The 17,279-nt window shown below is 71.0% G+C and carries 14 protein-coding genes; 7 read left to right on the plus strand and 7 right to left on the minus strand.

Going from position 1 to position 17,279, the window contains the following annotated elements:
* Positions 1–111: 111 nt before the first annotated feature.
* The 3 genes from DXZ73_RS28780 to mce form a co-directional block, all read right to left on the minus strand.
* Positions 112–1,050, minus strand: a complete 939-nt coding sequence (locus DXZ73_RS28780; protein WP_116213932.1) for a cellulose-binding protein — start codon at positions 1,048–1,050, stop codon at positions 112–114.
* Positions 1,051–1,164: 114 nt separating this feature from the next.
* Positions 1,165–5,886, minus strand: coding sequence for a polarized growth protein Scy (scy, locus tag DXZ73_RS28785; protein WP_116213933.1), 4,722 nt, complete (start codon positions 5,884–5,886; stop codon positions 1,165–1,167).
* 176 nt (positions 5,887–6,062) lie between these two features.
* Positions 6,063–6,503: a methylmalonyl-CoA epimerase gene (gene mce / locus DXZ73_RS28790; RefSeq protein ID WP_116213934.1), complete on the minus strand. Its 441-nt coding sequence runs from the start codon at positions 6,501–6,503 to the stop codon at positions 6,063–6,065.
* Positions 6,504–6,641: 138 nt separating this feature from the next.
* On the opposite strand from mce, the gene DXZ73_RS28795 reads away from it, so the two are divergent.
* From DXZ73_RS28795 to DXZ73_RS28805, 3 genes are all read left to right on the plus strand, one after another.
* Entirely contained in the window at positions 6,642–7,853 is a 1,212-nt protein-coding gene (locus DXZ73_RS28795) for an acetyl-CoA C-acetyltransferase (protein ID WP_116213935.1), read from the plus strand.
* A 79-nt stretch (positions 7,854–7,932) separates the two neighbouring features.
* Entirely contained in the window at positions 7,933–8,889 is a 957-nt protein-coding gene (meaB, locus tag DXZ73_RS28800; RefSeq protein WP_116213936.1) for a methylmalonyl Co-A mutase-associated GTPase MeaB, read from the plus strand.
* A 60-nt stretch (positions 8,890–8,949) separates the two neighbouring features.
* Positions 8,950–9,444: a peptidylprolyl isomerase gene (locus tag DXZ73_RS28805; protein WP_116213937.1), complete on the plus strand. Its 495-nt coding sequence runs from the start codon at positions 8,950–8,952 to the stop codon at positions 9,442–9,444.
* A gap of 81 nt (positions 9,445–9,525) precedes the next feature.
* Here DXZ73_RS28805 and DXZ73_RS28810 read toward each other — a convergent pair whose 3' ends face one another.
* Positions 9,526–10,998, minus strand: a complete 1,473-nt coding sequence (locus tag DXZ73_RS28810; RefSeq protein ID WP_116213938.1) for an amino acid permease — start codon at positions 10,996–10,998, stop codon at positions 9,526–9,528.
* 557 nt (positions 10,999–11,555) lie between these two features.
* Here DXZ73_RS28810 and DXZ73_RS28815 point away from each other — a divergent pair.
* The 3 genes from DXZ73_RS28815 (at position 11,556) to DXZ73_RS28820 (ending at position 14,427) form a co-directional block, all read left to right on the plus strand.
* Positions 11,556–12,089, plus strand: coding sequence for a GNAT family N-acetyltransferase (locus DXZ73_RS28815; RefSeq protein ID WP_116213939.1), 534 nt, complete (start codon positions 11,556–11,558; stop codon positions 12,087–12,089).
* Between the two features lie 145 nt (positions 12,090–12,234).
* Entirely contained in the window at positions 12,235–12,402 is a 168-nt protein-coding gene (locus tag DXZ73_RS38410) for a hypothetical protein (protein WP_162890362.1), read from the plus strand.
* Between the two features lie 141 nt (positions 12,403–12,543).
* Positions 12,544–14,427, plus strand: a complete 1,884-nt coding sequence (locus DXZ73_RS28820; RefSeq protein WP_116213940.1) for a transglycosylase domain-containing protein — start codon at positions 12,544–12,546, stop codon at positions 14,425–14,427.
* On the opposite strand, the gene DXZ73_RS28825 is transcribed toward DXZ73_RS28820, so the two are convergent.
* Complete coding sequence (locus DXZ73_RS28825; protein WP_116213941.1) at positions 14,397–15,221, minus strand: alpha/beta fold hydrolase; 825 nt, start codon at positions 15,219–15,221, stop codon at positions 14,397–14,399. The two genes, DXZ73_RS28820 and DXZ73_RS28825, sit on opposite strands and share 31 nt — an antisense overlap.
* Positions 15,222–15,334: 113 nt before the next feature.
* On the opposite strand from DXZ73_RS28825, the gene DXZ73_RS28830 reads away from it, so the two are divergent.
* Positions 15,335–16,246 (plus strand): MerR family transcriptional regulator, encoded by a 912-nt coding sequence (locus DXZ73_RS28830; protein WP_116213942.1) that lies wholly within the window; start codon positions 15,335–15,337, stop codon positions 16,244–16,246.
* Here the strand turns inward: DXZ73_RS28830 and DXZ73_RS28835 are convergent.
* Entirely contained in the window at positions 16,230–16,409 is a 180-nt protein-coding gene (locus DXZ73_RS28835) for a DUF397 domain-containing protein (protein WP_116213943.1), read from the minus strand. The two genes, DXZ73_RS28830 and DXZ73_RS28835, sit on opposite strands and share 17 nt — an antisense overlap.
* On the minus strand, positions 16,406–17,218 hold the full coding sequence (locus DXZ73_RS28840) for a helix-turn-helix domain-containing protein (RefSeq protein ID WP_116213944.1): 813 nt from the start codon (positions 17,216–17,218) through the stop codon (positions 16,406–16,408). Before DXZ73_RS28840 ends, DXZ73_RS28835 begins: the two co-directional genes overlap by 4 nt.
* Between the last annotated feature and the right edge of the window lie 61 nt (positions 17,219–17,279).

Genomic DNA, 17,279 nt, shown 5'->3' on the forward strand with positions numbered 1-17,279 from the left:
GGATGACCCGGCCACAAGCGGAGCGGAAGACGCCGACGCCCCGCGCGGCACCTTTCGGCGGGACACGGGGCGTCGGCGTACGGGGGTTCGTACGGGGGCGTGCGGTGCGGCTCAGCGGCTCTGCTGCGCCGGGACGCCGCGCGAGATCGGCTCGTCGTCACCGGGGACACCGGCCGCGGCCACGGCCGCGCCGGTCAGCGTGGCCAGCATCTCGCGGACGTTGGTCAGCTGGGCGTTGATGCTGTCGCGGCGGTTGGTCAGCGCCGCCAGCTCGCGCTCGGACTCGCTGCGGATGCGGTCCGCCTTCGCGTTGGCGTCGGCCACGATGTCCTCGGCCTGGCGCTGCGCGGTCTCCACCGTCTGACGGGCCCGGCGCTCGGCGTCCGTGCGCAGCTTCTCCGCCTCCAGGCGCAGCTGCTCGGCGCGGTGCTCGATCTCCGCCAGCCGCTTCTCGGCCTTGGCCTGACGGGACGCCAGGTCGCGCTCGGACTGCTCGCGGCGCTTGGCCAGGTTGGTCTCGAAGTCCGCGGCGGCCTGGGCGGCCTTGGCGCGGGTCTCCTCGAAGAGGGCGTCGGCCTCCTCGCGCTTGGACTGCGCGTCCTTCTGCGCCTCGCCCCGCAGGGTGGCGGCGTCGCCCTTGGCCTTCTCGACGATGCGGGCGCCCTCGTCCTCCGCCTTCGCCTTGCGGTCGGCGGCGAACGACTCGGCGTCGTTGCGCACCTGCTGGGCGGCGGACTCGGCCAGCTCACGGTGCTGTTCGGCCGCGCGCCGGGCCTCCTCACGCAGATCCTTGGCCTCTTCCTCGGCCAGCCGAAGGATCTTCTCGACCCGCGCACCCAGCCCCGCATAGGACGGTTCCGCGTCGTTGACCTGGGCCTGAGCATTCTGCGTTTCGAGGTGAAGCTCCTCGATGCGCTTTTCCAGAGAGGTGATTCGGGTCAGTGCGCTGTCACGGTCGGCGACGAGCTTGGTAATTCGGTCGTCCACCTGGCCGCGGTCGTATCCACGCCGCACGAGCTCGAAGCCGAAGGGGGAGGAAGTGTCGCTCATGGGGTTCCTGTCATAAGAGACCGGTGAGGTGATAGAGGGAATCCTAGGGGTGCGAGCGGCGTGTCATCGAGTGGACGGTTGGCAGATCTGGAGAATGACCCCTCGTTTGAGTGGCTACTTCTGGGACTGCTTGCCACCCGATCGAGTTGCACCCGCACCCGCTGCTGCCTTCACCCCGCCCTCTTTGGCGCTTCCCGCCCCCGGGGCTTCAAAAGATTCCAACGCTTCCAACACGTCCTGGACACGGGAAATCTCGGCATTGATGTCCTCGCGACGCCGGACCAGCACCTCCAACTCCCGCTTTCCTTCCTCGACAAGGCGCTTGGCCTCCTCCGCACCCTCGGTGCGCAGGCGCTCCGACTCGCGTACGGCGGCGGCCTTCTTCTCCTCGGCGTCCTTCAGCAGCGCCTGGGACTCCCGCAGGACGGCGGCCTTCTTCGTCTCCGCCTCCTTGAGCAGCCCCTCGGCCTTCTTCACCGCGGCGATACGGACCTTGCTCGCCTCGCTGCTGGCGTCGGAGACCAGCTTCTTCGCCTTCTCCTCCGCCTCCGCGAGCTGCTCGGTCGCGGCGACCACGAGCTTGTCGCAGCGCTCGCCGGCCGACTGCATCGCCTCGGACGCCTCCCGGCGTGCCCGGTCGTGCAGCTCCTCGACCTCGGTCTCCACCCGGGTGCGCAGCTCGTCCGCGCGCTCCCTTATGGCGGTCGCGTCCCCGCGGGCCTCGGCCAGCAGCGTGTTGGCGTCCGTACGGGCCTGCTCCACCAGCGCGTTGCCCTCGCCGGTGGCCTCCGTGACGATCCGCTCCGCCTCACGGCGGGCCACACCGACCATGGTGTCGGCCTGCTCCTCGGCGGTGGCGGCCGTCCGTACGGCCTCCTCCTGCGCCTTGGCGATCAGGGCGTCCGCCTTCTCGGCGGCCTCCGTCAGCTTCTGCGCGCCCGCGTCCCGCGCCGCGTCGACCGTCCGGTCGCCCTCGGCGCGCGCCTCGGCGAGCACCCGCTCCGCCTCCAGGACGGCGTCGGCCTTGAGCTTCGCGGAGTCCGCGCGCGTGCTGTTGGCGTTCTCCTGCGCGGAGCTCAGCGCCTCCGCGGCCTCCACGGCCATCCGCTCCGCCTCGGCCGTCGCCTCCGCGACCAGGCTGTCGGCCTGCTCGGCGGCTTCGGTGCGGCGGGCGTTGGCGGCCTCGCGTGCCTCGTCGGTGGTGCGGGCGGCCTCGTGCTGTGCGGTCTCCAGGGCCTCGGCGCCTTCGGTGCGCAGCCGTTCGGCTTCCGCCTCGGCGTCCGCCTTGAGGCGGTCGGCCGCTTCCGCGGCCTCCGCCCGATGGGCCTCGGCGGCCTCGCGGGCCTCCTCCACCCTTCGGCCGGCCTCGGCGATCAGCTTCTCCGCCTCGGCCGTGGCCTCGGCGATCAGCTCGTCGGCCTGCTCGGCGGCCTCGGTGCGGCGGGCGCCCGCCGCCTCGCGCGCCTCGTCCACGATCTTGTCGGCGTCGTCCTGCGCCGAAGAGGTCAGCTCGGCCGCCGTGTTGACGATCCGTTCCGCCTCGGCGTGGCCCTCGGTCCGCATCCGGTTCGCGTCCTCGCGGGCCTCGGCCCGCGCCCGCGCCGCGTCCTGCTCGGCGGAGGCCAGCGCGTCGGACGCGTCCGTACGCATCTGCTGCGCCTTCGCCGACGCGTCGGACACCATGCGGTCGGCCTCGGCCGACGCCTTCGCGACCAGCTCCTCGGCGGTCGCCCGCGCCTCCTCGAGGGTACGGGTGGCCTCGGCGACCAGCCGCTCCGCCTCGGCGGCGGCCTCCGCGCGGTGGCCGTCGGCCTCCTCCCGGGCGTCCACGACGGTGCGCTTCGCCTCGGCGACGAGTTTCTCCGCCTCGGTCGTCGCCTCGGTGATCAGCTCGTCGGCCTGCTCGGCGGCCTCGGTGCGGCGGGCGTTGGCGGCCTCGCGTGCCTCGTCCGTCGTACGGGCGGCCTCGTGCTGTGCGGTCTCCAGGGCCTCGGCGCCTTCGGCGCGCAGCCGTTCGGCTTCCGCCTCGGCGTCCGCCTTGAGGCGGTCGGCCTGCTCCGCGGCCTGTGCCCGGTGGCCGTCGGCCTCCTGCTGCGCCGTCACGACCGCGGCCTCGGCCTCGGTGATCAGCTTCTCCGCCTCGGCCATGGCCTCGGCGAGCAGCTCGTCCGCCTGCTCCGCGGCCTCCGAACGGCGGGAGTTGGCGGTCTCGCGCGCCTCGTCCAGCACCCGGGCGGCCTCCGCCTCCAGGCGCTGCCCCTCGGCGATCGCCTCGGAGACCGTGCGCTCCGCGAGCGCCTTCGCGGCCTCGGACGCGGCCTGCGCCTCCGAGCGCGTACGGGCGGCGTCCTCGCCGGCCCGCTCCCGCTCCGCGTAGGCGTCGGCACGGACCCGGTCCGCCTCCTCCTGCGCCTCGGTGACCGTCCGCTTTGCGTTGTGCTCGGCGGCCGAGCGCAGCCCGGCGATCTCCTCCTCGGCCTGCTCGTGCAGCCCCGCGACGGAGTCCCGCACCTGCTGGGCGGTCTGCTCCGCGGCCGTCACCAGCTCGGTGGCGCGCTGCTCGGCCTCCTCGACCAGGCGCCGGGCCTCCTCCTGCGCCTCGCCGACCCGCTTGCGCGCCGAAGCCAGCAGCTCCTCGCTCTGCTCGCGCGCCGCCTCGCGCTCCGCCTGCGCCTCGGTGCGGGCGTCGCCCAGCAGCTCCTCCGCCTCACGGCGGCGCCGGACGGCCTCCTCCTGCGCGGCCGCGAGGGCCTCGGCGGCCTCGGCGGCCGTGCGCTCCGCGGCGGCGTTCGCCTCGGCCCGCATCCGGTCCGCGGTCTCCTGCGCCTCCGACTTCAGCCGCTCCGCCTCCGCGGCGGCCTCGCTCCGCAGCCGCGCGGCCACGGACTCGCCCTCCGTACGGGCGGCCGACGCCTCCTCGGCGGCCTCGGCACGCAGCCGCTCCGCCTCCGTCTCGGCCTGCGCCCGCAGCGCGCGCACCCGCTCCGCGGCCTCCGTACGGGACCGCTCCGTCTCCTCCGCGGCCTCCCGGCGCAGCCGCTCCGCCTCCGCACGGGCCTCGCGCAGCGCCTTCTCGGCGGACTCGACGCGCGTCTCCGCCTCGGCGTGCAGCCGCGTCAGCTCCTCGGCGGCCTCCGCGCGCCGCGCCTCCGCGGCCCGCTCGGCCTCCTCGCGCAGCTGCTTCGCGGCCTCGGCGGCCTCCGTGCGGGTCCGCTCCGCGTGGTCCTCGGCCTCCTCGGCCATCTCCTCGGCCTCGGTGCGGGCCCGCTCCAGCGCCTCCTCGGCCTGCTTGCGCAGGCTCGCCGCGCGCTCGGCGGCCTCGCCGCGCACGCGCTCGCTCTCCGCGCTCGCCCCGCCGCGGGTCTCTTCCGCGTCGGCCTTCGCCTTCGCGAGCAGCTCCTCGGCGGTGCTGGCGGCCTCCTCGATCTGCTGGAGCGCCTCCCGCCGGGCCTCGCTCCGCAGCCGCTCGCCCTCGGCGACCGCGTCGGCCCGCAGCTGCTCGGCCTCGCCGCGCAGCCGCCGTGCCTCCTCCTGGAGCTCGACGGTCTTGGCGCGGTACTCCTTGGTGTCGTCCTTCGCGGCGCCCTTGAGCTGCTCGGCGGTGTCCGCGGCCTGCTCGCGCAGCCGCTCGGCCTCCGCCTCCGCCTCGCCCCGGATCCGCTCGGCCTCCGCCGCCGCGGCCTTCGTGGTGGCCTGGGCGTCCTCGGACGCCTTGGTCAGCACCTCCTCGGCCGTGCGCGCGGCCTTCGCCAGCTGCGCCGCGGAGTCCTCCGCGGCGGCGCTGCGGGCGTTCTCCGCGGCCTCCGCCAGCAGCCGCTCGGCCTTGGCGCGGGCGTCGTCGCGCAGCTGCTCGGCCTCGGCCCGCAGGGCCTCGGCCTCCTTGGTGGCCTCGCCGACGAGGCGGGCGATCTCGGCCTTCGCCGTACGGGACCGCTGCTCGTGCTCGGACTCCGCCGACGACAGCGTGCGGGTGGCCGACTCGGTCGCCTCGGTGACGACCTTCTCCGCCTCGGTCCGCGCCTCGCGCAGCGCGGCGTCGGCCTCCGACAGGCGCGCCTCCGCCGTGCGCGTCAGCTCGGCCGCGACCGCGCGGGCCTGGTCGGACTCCGTGCTGGTCGCCGTCCGCAGCTGCTCGGCGTGGTCGGTGGCCTCCTGCGCCTGCGCGGAAGCCGCCGCCAGCAGCCGCTCCGCGTCGGCGCGGGCACGGCGCAGCAGCGCCTCGGCCTCGGCACGCGTCTCCTCCGCGGCGGCGCTGAGCCGGCCGCGGGCCTGCTCGGTCAGCCGCTGGGCCTCCGCGCGGGCCGCCGACAGGGACTGCTCGGCCTCCGCCCGGGACTCCTCCATCAGGCGCCGGGCCTGGGACTCCGTCCGGGCGCGCAGCTGTTCCGCCCACGCGACGTTCTCGTTGACGTGCGATTCGACGGTCTGGCGGCGCTCGTTGAGCTCCTCGTCCAGGCGCTGGCGGCGGGCGACGGCCTCCGCGTGCAGCTCGGACTCCATCCGGGCCTGCCGCTCCGCCTGCTCCTGGAGCAGGCGCTGCGTCTGGGCGCGCGCCTCGCGGAGCTCGCGCTCCGCGTCGGTCCGCATCTGCTCTGCCTGAATCTGGGCATTACGGAGCAACTGCTCCGCCTGGTAGCCCATATCGGCGGTGTCGTATGCCGGACGGTGGGCGAGATTGCGGCGCGCCTCGTGCAGCTTGGCGCGCAGCACCTCGACCTGATAGCCGAGGTCGTCGGCGTGCTGGACCGCCTTCTCCCGCTCCTTCTTCAGCCGCTCCATCTCGGCTTCGAATTGCGAGAGGTGGTCGTCAGCCTCGTAGCGGTCGTTGCCCCGCACTGCGCGGTCCCATCCGTCCCCTGGTCGCGTTGGCGGCCGGCCCCGTCCCGCATAAACCGGAGGAACCCGGAGCCTGCCCTTCCGAAGAAATGGTGTCAGATCATCGGTACAGCTCGGCCCGGGCCCCACCCGTACCCCGGCCGAACCTGCACTCTACCGGCCGGGGGAGGTGCGGGTCAGTGCTCCGGGTCCGCCGGAGGCGCCGAGGTGACCAGTTCGGTCAGTACGCCGTGGCAGTCCTTGGGGTGCAGGAAGGTGATGCGGGAGCCCATGGATCCGGTACGCGGCTGCTCGTAGAGGACGCGTACGCCCTTGCCGCCGATCGCAGCGGCGTCGGCGTCGACATCCGGCGTACCGAACGCGATGTGGTGAACGCCCTCGCCGTTCTTGGCGAGCCACTTGCCGACCGCGGAATCCGGGCGGGTGGGCTCCAGCAGCTGGATGTAGGAGGCGCCGCCGTCGTCGGTCCCGTTGATCCTGAGCATGGCCTCGCGCACCCCCTGCTCCTCGTTGACCTCGGTGTGGAACACCTCGAAGCCATACGTGGCACGGTAGAACTCGACGGTGGTGTCGAGGTCCGAGCAGGCGATCCCGATGTGGTCGATACGAGTCAGCATGGAACCAGTGCACCGCTCTCCGGCGTGGTTACGCAACGTGCGCGCGATCACACCTTCGGCCCGGTGACCGGGCGCCTACCGCTCAGTACATTGACGGGAACCATCGTTAACCTCTCCGCCTCGAAGGGGCCGCGCCTCATGACTGGTACGAACGGTTCGACCGGCACCACATCTGTGATCGTCGCGGGCGCCCGTACGCCCATGGGCAGGCTGCTCGGCTCCCTGCGCTCCTTCTCCGCCGCCGAACTCGGCGGGTTCGCCATCAAGGCCGCCCTCGACCGGGCGGGCATCGGCGGCGACCAGGTGCAGTACGTGATCATGGGCCAGGTGCTCCAGGCGGGCGCCGGCCAGATCCCGGCCCGCCAGGCGGCCGTCAAGGGCGGCATCCCCATGAGCGTGCCCGCCCTCACGGTCAACAAGGTCTGCCTTTCCGGCCTCGACGCCATCGCGCTGGCCGACCAGCTCATCCGCGCCGGTGAGTTCGACATCGTGGTGGCAGGCGGCCAGGAGTCGATGACCAACGCCCCGCACCTGCTGCCCAAGTCCCGCGAGGGCTACAAGTACGGCTCCATCGAGATGCTCGACTCGATGCACCACGACGGCCTCTCGGACGCCTACGAGGGCATCGCCATGGGCGAGTCCACCGAGAAGCACAACACCCGCCTGGGCATCCGCCGCGCCGAGCAGGACGAGATCGGCGCCCGCTCCCACCAGCGCGCCGCCGCCGCCCAGAAGAACGGCCTCTTCGACGCGGAGATCACCCCCGTGGAGATCCCGCAGCGCAAGGGCGACCCCGTCCTCTTCAGCAAGGACGAGGGCGTGCGCCCCGACACCACCGTCGAGGTCCTCGGCAAGCTGCGCCCCTCCTTCGCCAAGGACGGCACGATCACGCCCGGCACCTCCTCGCAGATCTCCGACGGCGCCGCCGCCGTGGTCGTGATGAGCAAGGCCAAGGCCGAGGAGCTGGGCCTCGCCTGGATCGCCGAGATCGGCGCCCACGGCAATGTGGCCGGCCCCGACAACTCCCTCCACTCGCAGCCGTCCAACGCGATCCTGCACGCGCTGCGCAAGGAGGGGCTGACCGTCGACGACCTCGACCTGATCGAGATCAACGAGGCATTCGCCGCCGTTCTGGTGCAGTCGATAAAGGATCTGGGCGTTTCCCCCGAAAAGGTGAACGTCAACGGTGGGGCCATCGCGCTGGGCCACCCCATCGGCATGTCCGGCGCCCGCACGGTCCTCCACCTCGCCCTGGAGCTCAAGCGGCGCGGCGGCGGGGTCGGCGCGGCCGCGCTCTGCGGCGGCGGCGGACAGGGCGACGCCCTGATCGTCCGCGTCCCGGGGAACTGACGCCCGGCAGCCGACAGGCGGTCGCACGGCAACCCCTGGAAAACGTCGCAAACGTCGCAAACGTCGGAACGGAGCAGTCATGGCGGACGTCCCCGCACTGGTCGAGCAGGCCCGGGAGGGGCGGCCGCGCGCCGTCGCCCGGCTGATCTCCCTGGTGGAAGGGGCGTCCCCCCAACTGCGCGAGGTGATGGCGGCCCTGGCCCCCCTGACCGGCGGGGCCTACGTCGTCGGCCTCACCGGCTCGCCCGGCGTCGGCAAGTCGACCTCCACCTCGGCCCTGGTCAGCGCCTACCGCAAGGCCGGGAAGCGGGTCGGCGTGCTCGCCGTCGACCCCTCCTCGCCCTTCTCGGGCGGCGCCCTGCTCGGCGACCGCGTGCGGATGTCCGACCACGCCTCCGACCCCGGCGTCTACATCCGCTCCATGGCCACCCGGGGCCACCTCGGCGGCCTCGCCTGGGCCGCCCCCCAGGCCATCCGCGTCCTCGACGCGGCCGGCTGCGACGTGATCCTCGTGGAGACCGTCGGCGTCGGCCAGTCCGAGGTCGAGATCGCCTCCCAGGCCGACACCAGCGTGGTGCTGCTCGCCCCCGGGATGGGCGACGGCATCCAGGCGGCCAAGGCCGGGATCCTGGAGATCGGCGACGTCTACGTCGTGAACAAGGCCGACCGCGACGGCGCCGACGCCACGGCCCACGAGCTGAACCACATGCTCGGCCTCGGCGAGGCCCGTGGCCCCGGCGACTGGCGGCCCCCCATCGTCAAGACCGTCGCGGCCCGCGGCCAGGGCACGGACGAGCTGGTCGAGGCCCTGGAGAAGCACCGCGCCTGGATGGAGGAGCACGGCGTCCTCGCCGAGCGCCGCATCGCCCGCGCGGCCCGCGAGGTCGAGACGATCGCGGTCACCGCCCTCCGCGCACGCATCGGCGACCTCCACGGCGACCGCCGCCTGGACGCCCTGGCGGAGCGCATCGTCAGCGGCGGCCTGGACCCGTACGCGGCGGCGGACGAACTGATCACGGGCATCACGCAGAGCTGACACCCGCGGCCGGCGAGCGCCCTCCGCCACCTCGTGCGACGCCTGTGACAGGATGCCTCCATGTCTTCCAACGTCTTCTTCGATATCACCATTGACGGCGAGGCCGCGGGCCGTATCGTCTTCAAGCTGCACGACGACGTCGTTCCCAACACGGCGAAGAACTTCCGTGAGCTCGCCACCGGCCAGCACGGCTTCGGTTACGAGGGTTCGAGCTTCCACCGGGTCATCCCGGACTTCATGCTCCAGGGCGGCGACTTCACCGCCGGCAACGGCACGGGCGGCAAGAGCATCTACGGCGAGAAGTTCGCCGACGAGAACTTCCAGCTGAAGCACAGCAAGCCGGGTCTGCTCTCCATGGCGAACGCCGGGAAGAACACCAACGGCTCGCAGTTCTTCATCACCACCGTCGTCACCCCGTGGCTGGACGGCAAGCACGTCGTCTTCGGCGAGGTCGTCGAGGGCATGGACCTGGTGAAGAAGATCGAGTCCCTGGGCACCCACTCGGGCGCGACCCGCGCGAAGATCACCATCGCGAAGTCCGGGACCGTGGCGTAACGACGCCCGCACCCCGACAACGCCGAAGGGCCGGCCGGTACGGATCATCCGTACCGGCCGGCCCTTCGGCGTTGGAAGCACTTACCCCTGCTGGAGCTCCTTCTCCCGCTGGGTGCGGGCCACCCGGCCGCGGACGAGGAACCAGCCGCCGACCAGCATCGCCCCGATCAGCGGCAGGCACAGGACCGTGGTGCGGCTCGCGCCGGGCTCGGAGGCCATCAGGCCGAGCACACCGGCCAGGAAGACCAGCGTGACGATCTGGGTGTACGGGGCCCACGGCAGGCGGTAGCCGGGGCGGGTGACCCGGCCGTCCTTGGAGCGGTACCAGAACAGCAGGGAGCAGAGCATGATCATGCCCCAGGTGCCGATGATGCCGATCGCCGCGAAGTTCAGGACGATCTCGAAGGCGTCCTTGGGGACGACGAAGTTCAGACCGACGCCCAGGACACAGAAGAAGGCGGTCAGCAGGATGCCGCCGTAGGGCACCTGGCCCTTGTTCATGCGGCCGGTGAACTTCGGCGCGGAGCCGGACATCGCCATCGAGCGCAGGATGCGGCCGGTGGAGTAGAGGCCGGAGTTGAGGCTGGAGAGGGCCGCGGTGAGCACGACGAGGTTCATCACGCCGGCCGCGTACGGCACACCGATCTTGGACAGCACGGTGACGAACGGGCTCTCGTCGCCGGTGAACGAGGTGTACGGGAGCAGCAGCGCGAGGAGGATCACCGAGCCGACGTAGAAGATGCCGACGCGCCACATGATCGAGTTGATCGCCTTCGGCATGATCTTCTCGGGGTTCTTGGTCTCGCCCGCCGCGACGCCGCACAGCTCGACCGAGGCGTAGGCGAAGACGACACCCTGGATGACCATCAGCATCGGCATCACGCCGGTGGGGAAGACGCCGCCGTGGTCGAGGACGTTGCCCAGGCCCGGGGTGTGGCCGCCCACGTCGTGCTGGGACATCAGCAGGAAGATGCCGATGACCATGAAGGCCATCAGTGCGGCGACCTTGATGATCGCGAACCAGAACTCCATCTCGCCGAAGTACTTCACCGAGATCAGGTTCACGGTGAGGACGACCGCGAGGGCTATCAGGGCGATCACCCACTGCGGCAGGCTGCTGAACATCCCCCAGTAGTGGGTGTACGTGGCGACCGCGGTGATGTCGGCGATGCCGGTGGTGGCCCAGTTGAGGAAGTAGAGCCAGCCGGCGGTGTACGCGCCCTTCTCGCCCATGAACTCGCGGGCGTAGCTGACGAACGCGCCGGAGGAGGGGCGGTAGAGGACGAGCTCACCGAGGGCCCGCACGACGAAGAAGGCGAAGACGCCGCACACCGCGTAGGCGATGAAGAGGGAGGGGCCGGCGCTGGAGAGGCGGCCGCCCGCGCCGAGGAAGAGGCCGGTGCCGATCGCTCCGCCGATGGCGATCATGTTGACGTGCCGGGACTTGAGGTCCTTGCTGTAGCCCGCGTCACCGGCGTCGACGTGCTGGGACGCCGTTGCCGTGACGGCCGTGTCGGGCCGGGTGTCGCCCGCGGTGAGCGTGCGGTCACTCATAGAGGTATCGCCTTCATTGGGGGGAGCGGGGCCGGGCCATGTCTCGGGGAGTCCCGCGGTGCGGCCGCTGTGGGGGAGCGGGGCCGGGGGTACCGCCCGGAGAGGGCGGGATTCCGTCCTGGCCGGTGTGTCGGTCGAGCAGGCCTTGCGGTGAATGGTGTGAGTCGCGCACTCCGGACGTCAAGAGTTTGTGAAGATTTGATTTTCGGTCGTACTCGGGGTAAGGGCTTGTGCGGGTCAGGGGTGCTCGGCTAATGGGCCGCTTACACGCTTTATGCGCCGTGGGTGATTTTCCGGGGGGTCCCGACGTGCGGATTCCCTTGTCGGGTGCGAGAGTTCACCGGCTCCCGAATCGCGGCGGCATGTGCGGGACCCGCCGGAAGTCGTGGATCGCCCGCCGGAATGTGGAGAAGAACACTTACCCGTGGCCGGAATGTGTTCCACGTCGCCCGGGGTGGAAATGGAAATGCGCTTCCACTCTTCTTTTATGTGTATGTGGCACTGCATCCAATGTGGGTGGTGCGCGGCCCGCGCCGATGACCGGCGAAGATAGGTGCATGACAGAGATCCGCACCCCCCGCCTCCTCCTGCGCCGCTGGCACGACGACGACCTCGCGCCCATGGCGGACATCAACGCCGACCCCCAGGTCATGCGGTGGGTCGGTGACGGCGCCGTGCGCGATCTGGAGCAGACCGCGGAGGACATCGAGCGGTGGGAGGAGGAGTGGGACGACGAGGGCTTCGGCCTCTTCGCCGTCGAGCTCCTCGGCTCCGGTGAGCTGATCGGGTTCACGGGCCTGACCGTGCCGGAGTTCCTGCCGGAGGCGCGGTCCGAGGTGTCGATCTGCTGGCGGCTCGGCTCCCAGTTCTGGGGCCAGGGGTACGCCTCCGAGGCCGCGCAGGCCACGCTGGAGTTCGCGCTCACGGACCGCGGCCTGGACCGCGTCATCAGCGTCAGCCGCCTGGGCGACGACGCCTCCGAGAACGTCATCCGCAAGCTCGGCATGGAACCGGAGCGCGAGACCGCGCACCCGGAGTACGGTCACGCGCTGAGCATCCACGCCATCGACCTCACGGAGTACCAGGCGTAACGGGGCGGGGCGCCGTCGGCGCCGCCTCCGTCGGACTTGAGTTCTCCAGGGCGCTCGGTGGGGGTCATTGTGGGCGGACCGGGAATGGCCAACACGGCACCGGGCAGCCTGAGTTGGCTTTTGTTCGTGCTCCTTGGGAGGGCTGATGGTCAAGCGATTCGGGCTTCTTGTCCTGGTCGGCATCATGATGATCTTCGGGACGACGGGGGTGGCCTACGTCAAGGACGGTTCCCGCACCCCCGACGGGATCTCGCTCCCCGAGGCCGGTGGTCCTCTCCCCGGCGCCGGGGAAGCGGGTGTCGTCACCGTCTGAATCCGTCAACGGCGACGTATCGCCCGAAACCGGTCCACGCCCGAAGTGCCTGTCACACAACGCTCATACAGATCGGCCAACCGCGCCCCCCGGCGCGGCCGTCTTCGACGGCAACGCCGATCTGCAGGAGCGTTTCGAACCTTGGGCACGAGACAGCGGCACGCACGCGGTAAGCGGTTCATCGACTACCCGCGGCACGGAAGAGCCGGCATTCGCCGATGGCTGCCGTCGTGGCGGCAGTGGCTGAGCACGTTCGTGCTGGGCGTCGGCGCGCTGGCCGGACTGTTCGCGTGGGTGTACGCGAGCGTGGACATTCCCGACGAGAACGCGGCCGCCGTCCAGGAGGCGAACACCTACTACTGGGCGGACGGCACCCAGATGGTCAGCATCGGCAAGGTCAACCGCAATATCGTGCGGCTCTCCGACGTCCCGGAATCCGTGCAGAACGCGGTGATAGCGGCGGAGAACGAGACTTTCTACAGCGACCGCGGCGTGTCACCGAAGGGCATCTTCCGGGCCATCGTCAGCACCGCGCAGGGGCAGGAGACACAGGGCGGTTCGACGATCACCCAGCAGTACGTGAAGAACACGTACCTCTCCCAGGAACAGACCGTCACCCGCAAGGCCAAGGAATTCATCATCTCGCTCAAGGTCGACCGGACCAAGAGCAAGAAGGATGTGCTCCAGGGCTATCTGAACACCAGCTGGTTCGGCCGCGGCGCGTACGGGATAGACGCCGCGGCCCAGGCGTACTACGGCATTCCCGCCAAGAAGCTCGACCCGGGCCAAGGCGCGCTGCTGGCCTCGCTGTTGAAGGGCGCCGAGCTTTACGACCCCTCGGCCGGCTCCAACAACCACAAGCGCGCCGAGGAACGCTGGAAGTGGATCCTCGACCGGCAGGTCAAGACCGGCCGGATGACCGAGGAGGAGCGGGAGAAGTACCGGACCTTCCCCGAGCCCCACAAGCAGTCCATGGCAACCAACCTCGGCGGCCAGACCGGATATCTCGTCGACGTCGCCAACAAATACATCAAGTCGCACTCGATGCTGACCGATCAGGATCTGGCCCACGGCGGCTACAAGATTCACACCACATTCGACAAGAACCGGGTCCAGCAATTGACCCGGTCGGTGCAGGGTGTGCTGGACAAGAACATCGACCCCAAGAAGCGTCCGGCCGACGAGGACGTCCAGGTGGGCGCCGCCTCCGTACGCCCCTCGGACGGCGCGATCCTCGCTCTTTACGGCGGCCCCGACGCGACCAAGCACTTCACCAACAACGCCGATACCTCCGGCGTCCCGGTCGGCTCCGCGTTCAAGCCGTTCGTCCTCGCCGCCGCCCTCCAGCACGGTGCGGAGACGAAAGGCGGCGACCGCAAGGACGTGGAGCCCGACAGCTTCTACGGCAACGACGGCACCCTGCAGAATCCGTCGGCGGATTCACAGCCCGACGACTCCCACCCCAGCCTCCGCCAGGCCCTCGCCAAGGGCGGCAACGCCACCTACGTACGGCTCGGCAAGGAGGTGGGGCTCGACCAGGTGCGGGACACCGCCGTCCGCTCCGGCCTGCTCAAGGACAGCATGGCCAAGCCGGACGATTCCTTTTCCGTCGGCACGTCCACGCCCAGCACGATCCGCATGGCCGGCGCGTACGGCACATTCGCCAATCAGGGCCTGCAGAACGACCCCTATTCGGTGACCAAGCTGCTCAAGGACGGCCAGCCGGTCGGCGGTTTCGAGAGCCGGGCCAAGGCGCGGCACGCGCTGCCCAAGGCGGTGGCGAAGGACGTCTCCGACGCGCTGGGTGGAGCGGGCCGCACCGGCGACCAGGACCGGCTGAGGTCGGCCTGGTACGTCGGCTGTACGAAGGAGGTCTCCACGGCGGTGACCATGTTCCGGATGAAGCCCGAGGACGGGAAGCTGCTGCCCATGTCGGACGTGGGCGGTGACACGTCGCAGCGGGGCAACGGCTTCCCGGAGCGGATCTGGGCCGACTACGCGGCCGCGACGCGGTCCGCGTCCTGACCGCCGGCGGTCACCCGCCGCCCTTCGTCCGCGGCGGCCCGGTGCAGCACCCCGGCCAGCTCGTCGGGGCAGGAGAGCATCGGCCAGTGCCCGGTGGCGAGTTCGAAGAAGCCCCACCGGGGGTCGGCGAGCTCCTGGAAGCGCGGGTCCCCCGTCGCCACCAGGGCCTCGACCATGGCGATGCCCGGCCCCGATTCCGTGCAGAAGACGCCGGTCATCGGCATCTCTGCCGTTCCGCCCGACAGCCGCAGCGGCTGGGTGAACGTGCCCAGCGGCTGCGGTGCGGCGAGCCGGTTCAGCCGCACGAGCGCGTCCTCGGACACCCCCGTGAGGCTCGCCGAGTTCCGCGGCTCCTCCAGTGTCGGCGGCATCATCCGCCAGCCGTCCTCGGCCTCCTCTGCCCGGCGCAGCATCCCCTCGCGGGTCGCCTCGTCCTGCATCTGCTCCCGCACCTGGCCGAGCATCGAGTAGCCGTCCTGCGGCAGAGGGGTGTTCACATAGACGATCCGGGAGACCCGCTCGGGGCGCCGGTCGGCGGCGCCCAGCACGGGGTAGCTGCCGTAGCAGTGGGCCACCAGCACGACCTCCCGCGCGTCCACGTGGTCGATCAGCTGCACCAGATCCTCGATGTGCGTCTCCAGATCCGTCCCCGGCCCGGCCAGATGGCGGCGGTCGCCCATGCCGGTGAGCGTCGCCTCGTACGCCTCGGCCCCCGTCTCCCGCAGCCGGTCGGCCACCTCCCGCCAAAGCCAGCCGCCCATGTGCGTGCCCGGTACCAGCACGAATGCCGTCATGACTGCCTCCTCGCGATGCTTTCCGTCCGCACGGTCACCCCCGTGGGCCGTGCGGCTCAGCAGTACGGTAGAAACTCCCCCAGGGGGAGGTTCAAGCTTTGTTGCATGACGATATGTGGAGCATCGGAGCGCTCGCCGAGCACGCGGGCGTCACCGTCAAGACCGTGCGCTTCTACTCCGACCGCGGTCTGCTGCCCGAGGCCGTCCGCAGCTCCGGCGGCCACCGCCGGTACGGCCCCGAGGCGCTCGACCGGCTCCGCCTGATCCGCTCGCTGCGCGCCCTCGACCTGCCGGTCCCTGAGGTGGGCCGGGTCCTGGAGAAGGAGGACGACGGGCTGGAGGACGCGCTGGAGGACGCGGTCGCGGGACAGCTGCGGGAGCTCGGTTCGCAACTGGCCGCCCTGCGCTGGCGGGAGGCGGCCCTCCAGCTGATCCAGGACTGTGCCCCCGAGGAGCGCGCCGACCGGCTGCGCCTGGTCGGCGCCGTGGCCACCCCGCCCAGCACGGCCGCTCTCGCGCGGTTCTGGCGGGGCTGGCTGCCCGCGCGGCTCCCGGCCCGGCTGGTCTCCGCGATCATCGAAGAGGCCGTTCCGCAACCGCCCGCCGAGCCGACCCCGGCCCAGGTGCTGGCCTTCGCCCGGCTGCACGCCTTCGCCTCCCGCCCTTGCCGGGGCTCCTCCGACCGCGGCCAGCCCGAGGTGCACCAACCGGGCAAGGGCTACCGCCCCGCCGTGCTCTACGACGGCCTCGTCGAGGCGTACGCGCTGGCGTCGGCGGACGTACGGTTGCGGCGCCCGCCGCGCGAGGGCGAGGCGCTCGACTGCTTCGTCTCCGCCCACGCGGGCGCGCGCGGCGTACGGGACACTCCCGCCTTCCGCCGTGAACTCGGCGTCCAGCTGGCCACGGAGCCGCGCATCGACCACTACTGGCAACTCGTCGCCGAAGTGAACGCTTCACAGGAGCCGACGCCGGGGGCGACCGATACGTGGCTCCGGGCGGCGCTCGGGTCTAGCGACAGTAGGTGATGAAGTGGGCCCAGGCGGTGTGGGGTATGTCGAGTCGGGGGCCGTTCTTGCGCTTCGAGTCGCGTATGTGGACGGTGTGGGGGCTTGCTGCGATTTCGACGCATTCCGCGCCTTCGGTGTCGCTGTAGCTGGACTTGAACCATGCCGACTCGTTGATCGTCATTCCTCCGCCAACTTCCTGATGTACTCTGCCGAATCCTCGACATTGAGGGCTTGCGCACGGAGCATGCCGTAGCGCTCAGTGAGGGCGCTGACTTTTTCGGGTTCCGAGAGCAGATTGCTGGTTGCCTGACCTTCCGAGTAGGCGTACCGATCGTGCTCGGAGGTCTCCAGCAGTACCAGGGACCCGTTGAGGCAGTCGTGGACGCCTTGACTGGCAGGAAGAACCTGGATGGACACATTGCGTAGTTCGCCGACCTCCAGCAGGTAGTGCAGCTGCCTCTTCATCCCGGCTGGTCCGCCGACGCCGGTGCGCAACGCGGCCTCGTAGATGACGAAGGTGAAGAGCACGGACGGGCTTTGAGCCAGTCGCCCTTGGCGATGCAGCCGAGATGCCAGCCGCTCCTCGATGGTCTCTTCGGCAGTGGGCGGGTAGTGGCTGCGGAGCAGGGCCCGCGCGTACTCCTCGGTCTGGAGCAGTCCTGGGATGAGCAGTGGTTGGTATGAATGCTCGGCGACTGCCCTGGACTCCGCCTCCAGGAAGGCGAGCACGCGCGAAGGTGCCTTGTCCGGCTGCAGATACACATACGCGGCCTTCAACTTCCCCTGCGCGCCGCACATGTCGTCCGCGATCTCAAGGACCCGGAGGGTCGGACGCCGTCGGCCCTGCTCCATCGACTTGATCGTCTCGGAGCCGTACCCCGCCTCCGCCGCCAACTCCTCGCGGCTGACCCCCGCTTCCGTGCGCCACAGTTTCATTTGATTGCCGCAGTACCGCCATGCCAACGGTGGCTGGGTGGTGTCACCCGTCATCGCAACTCCGCCTTTCCCTACTCCTGTCGGTAGCAAGGGAGGCTAGGACGGGCAAGCGTCG

This window comes from Streptoverticillium olivoreticuli subsp. olivoreticuli (assembly GCF_003391135.1).
GTDB classification, from domain to species: Bacteria; Actinomycetota; Actinomycetes; order Streptomycetales; family Streptomycetaceae; genus Streptomyces; species Streptomyces blastmyceticus.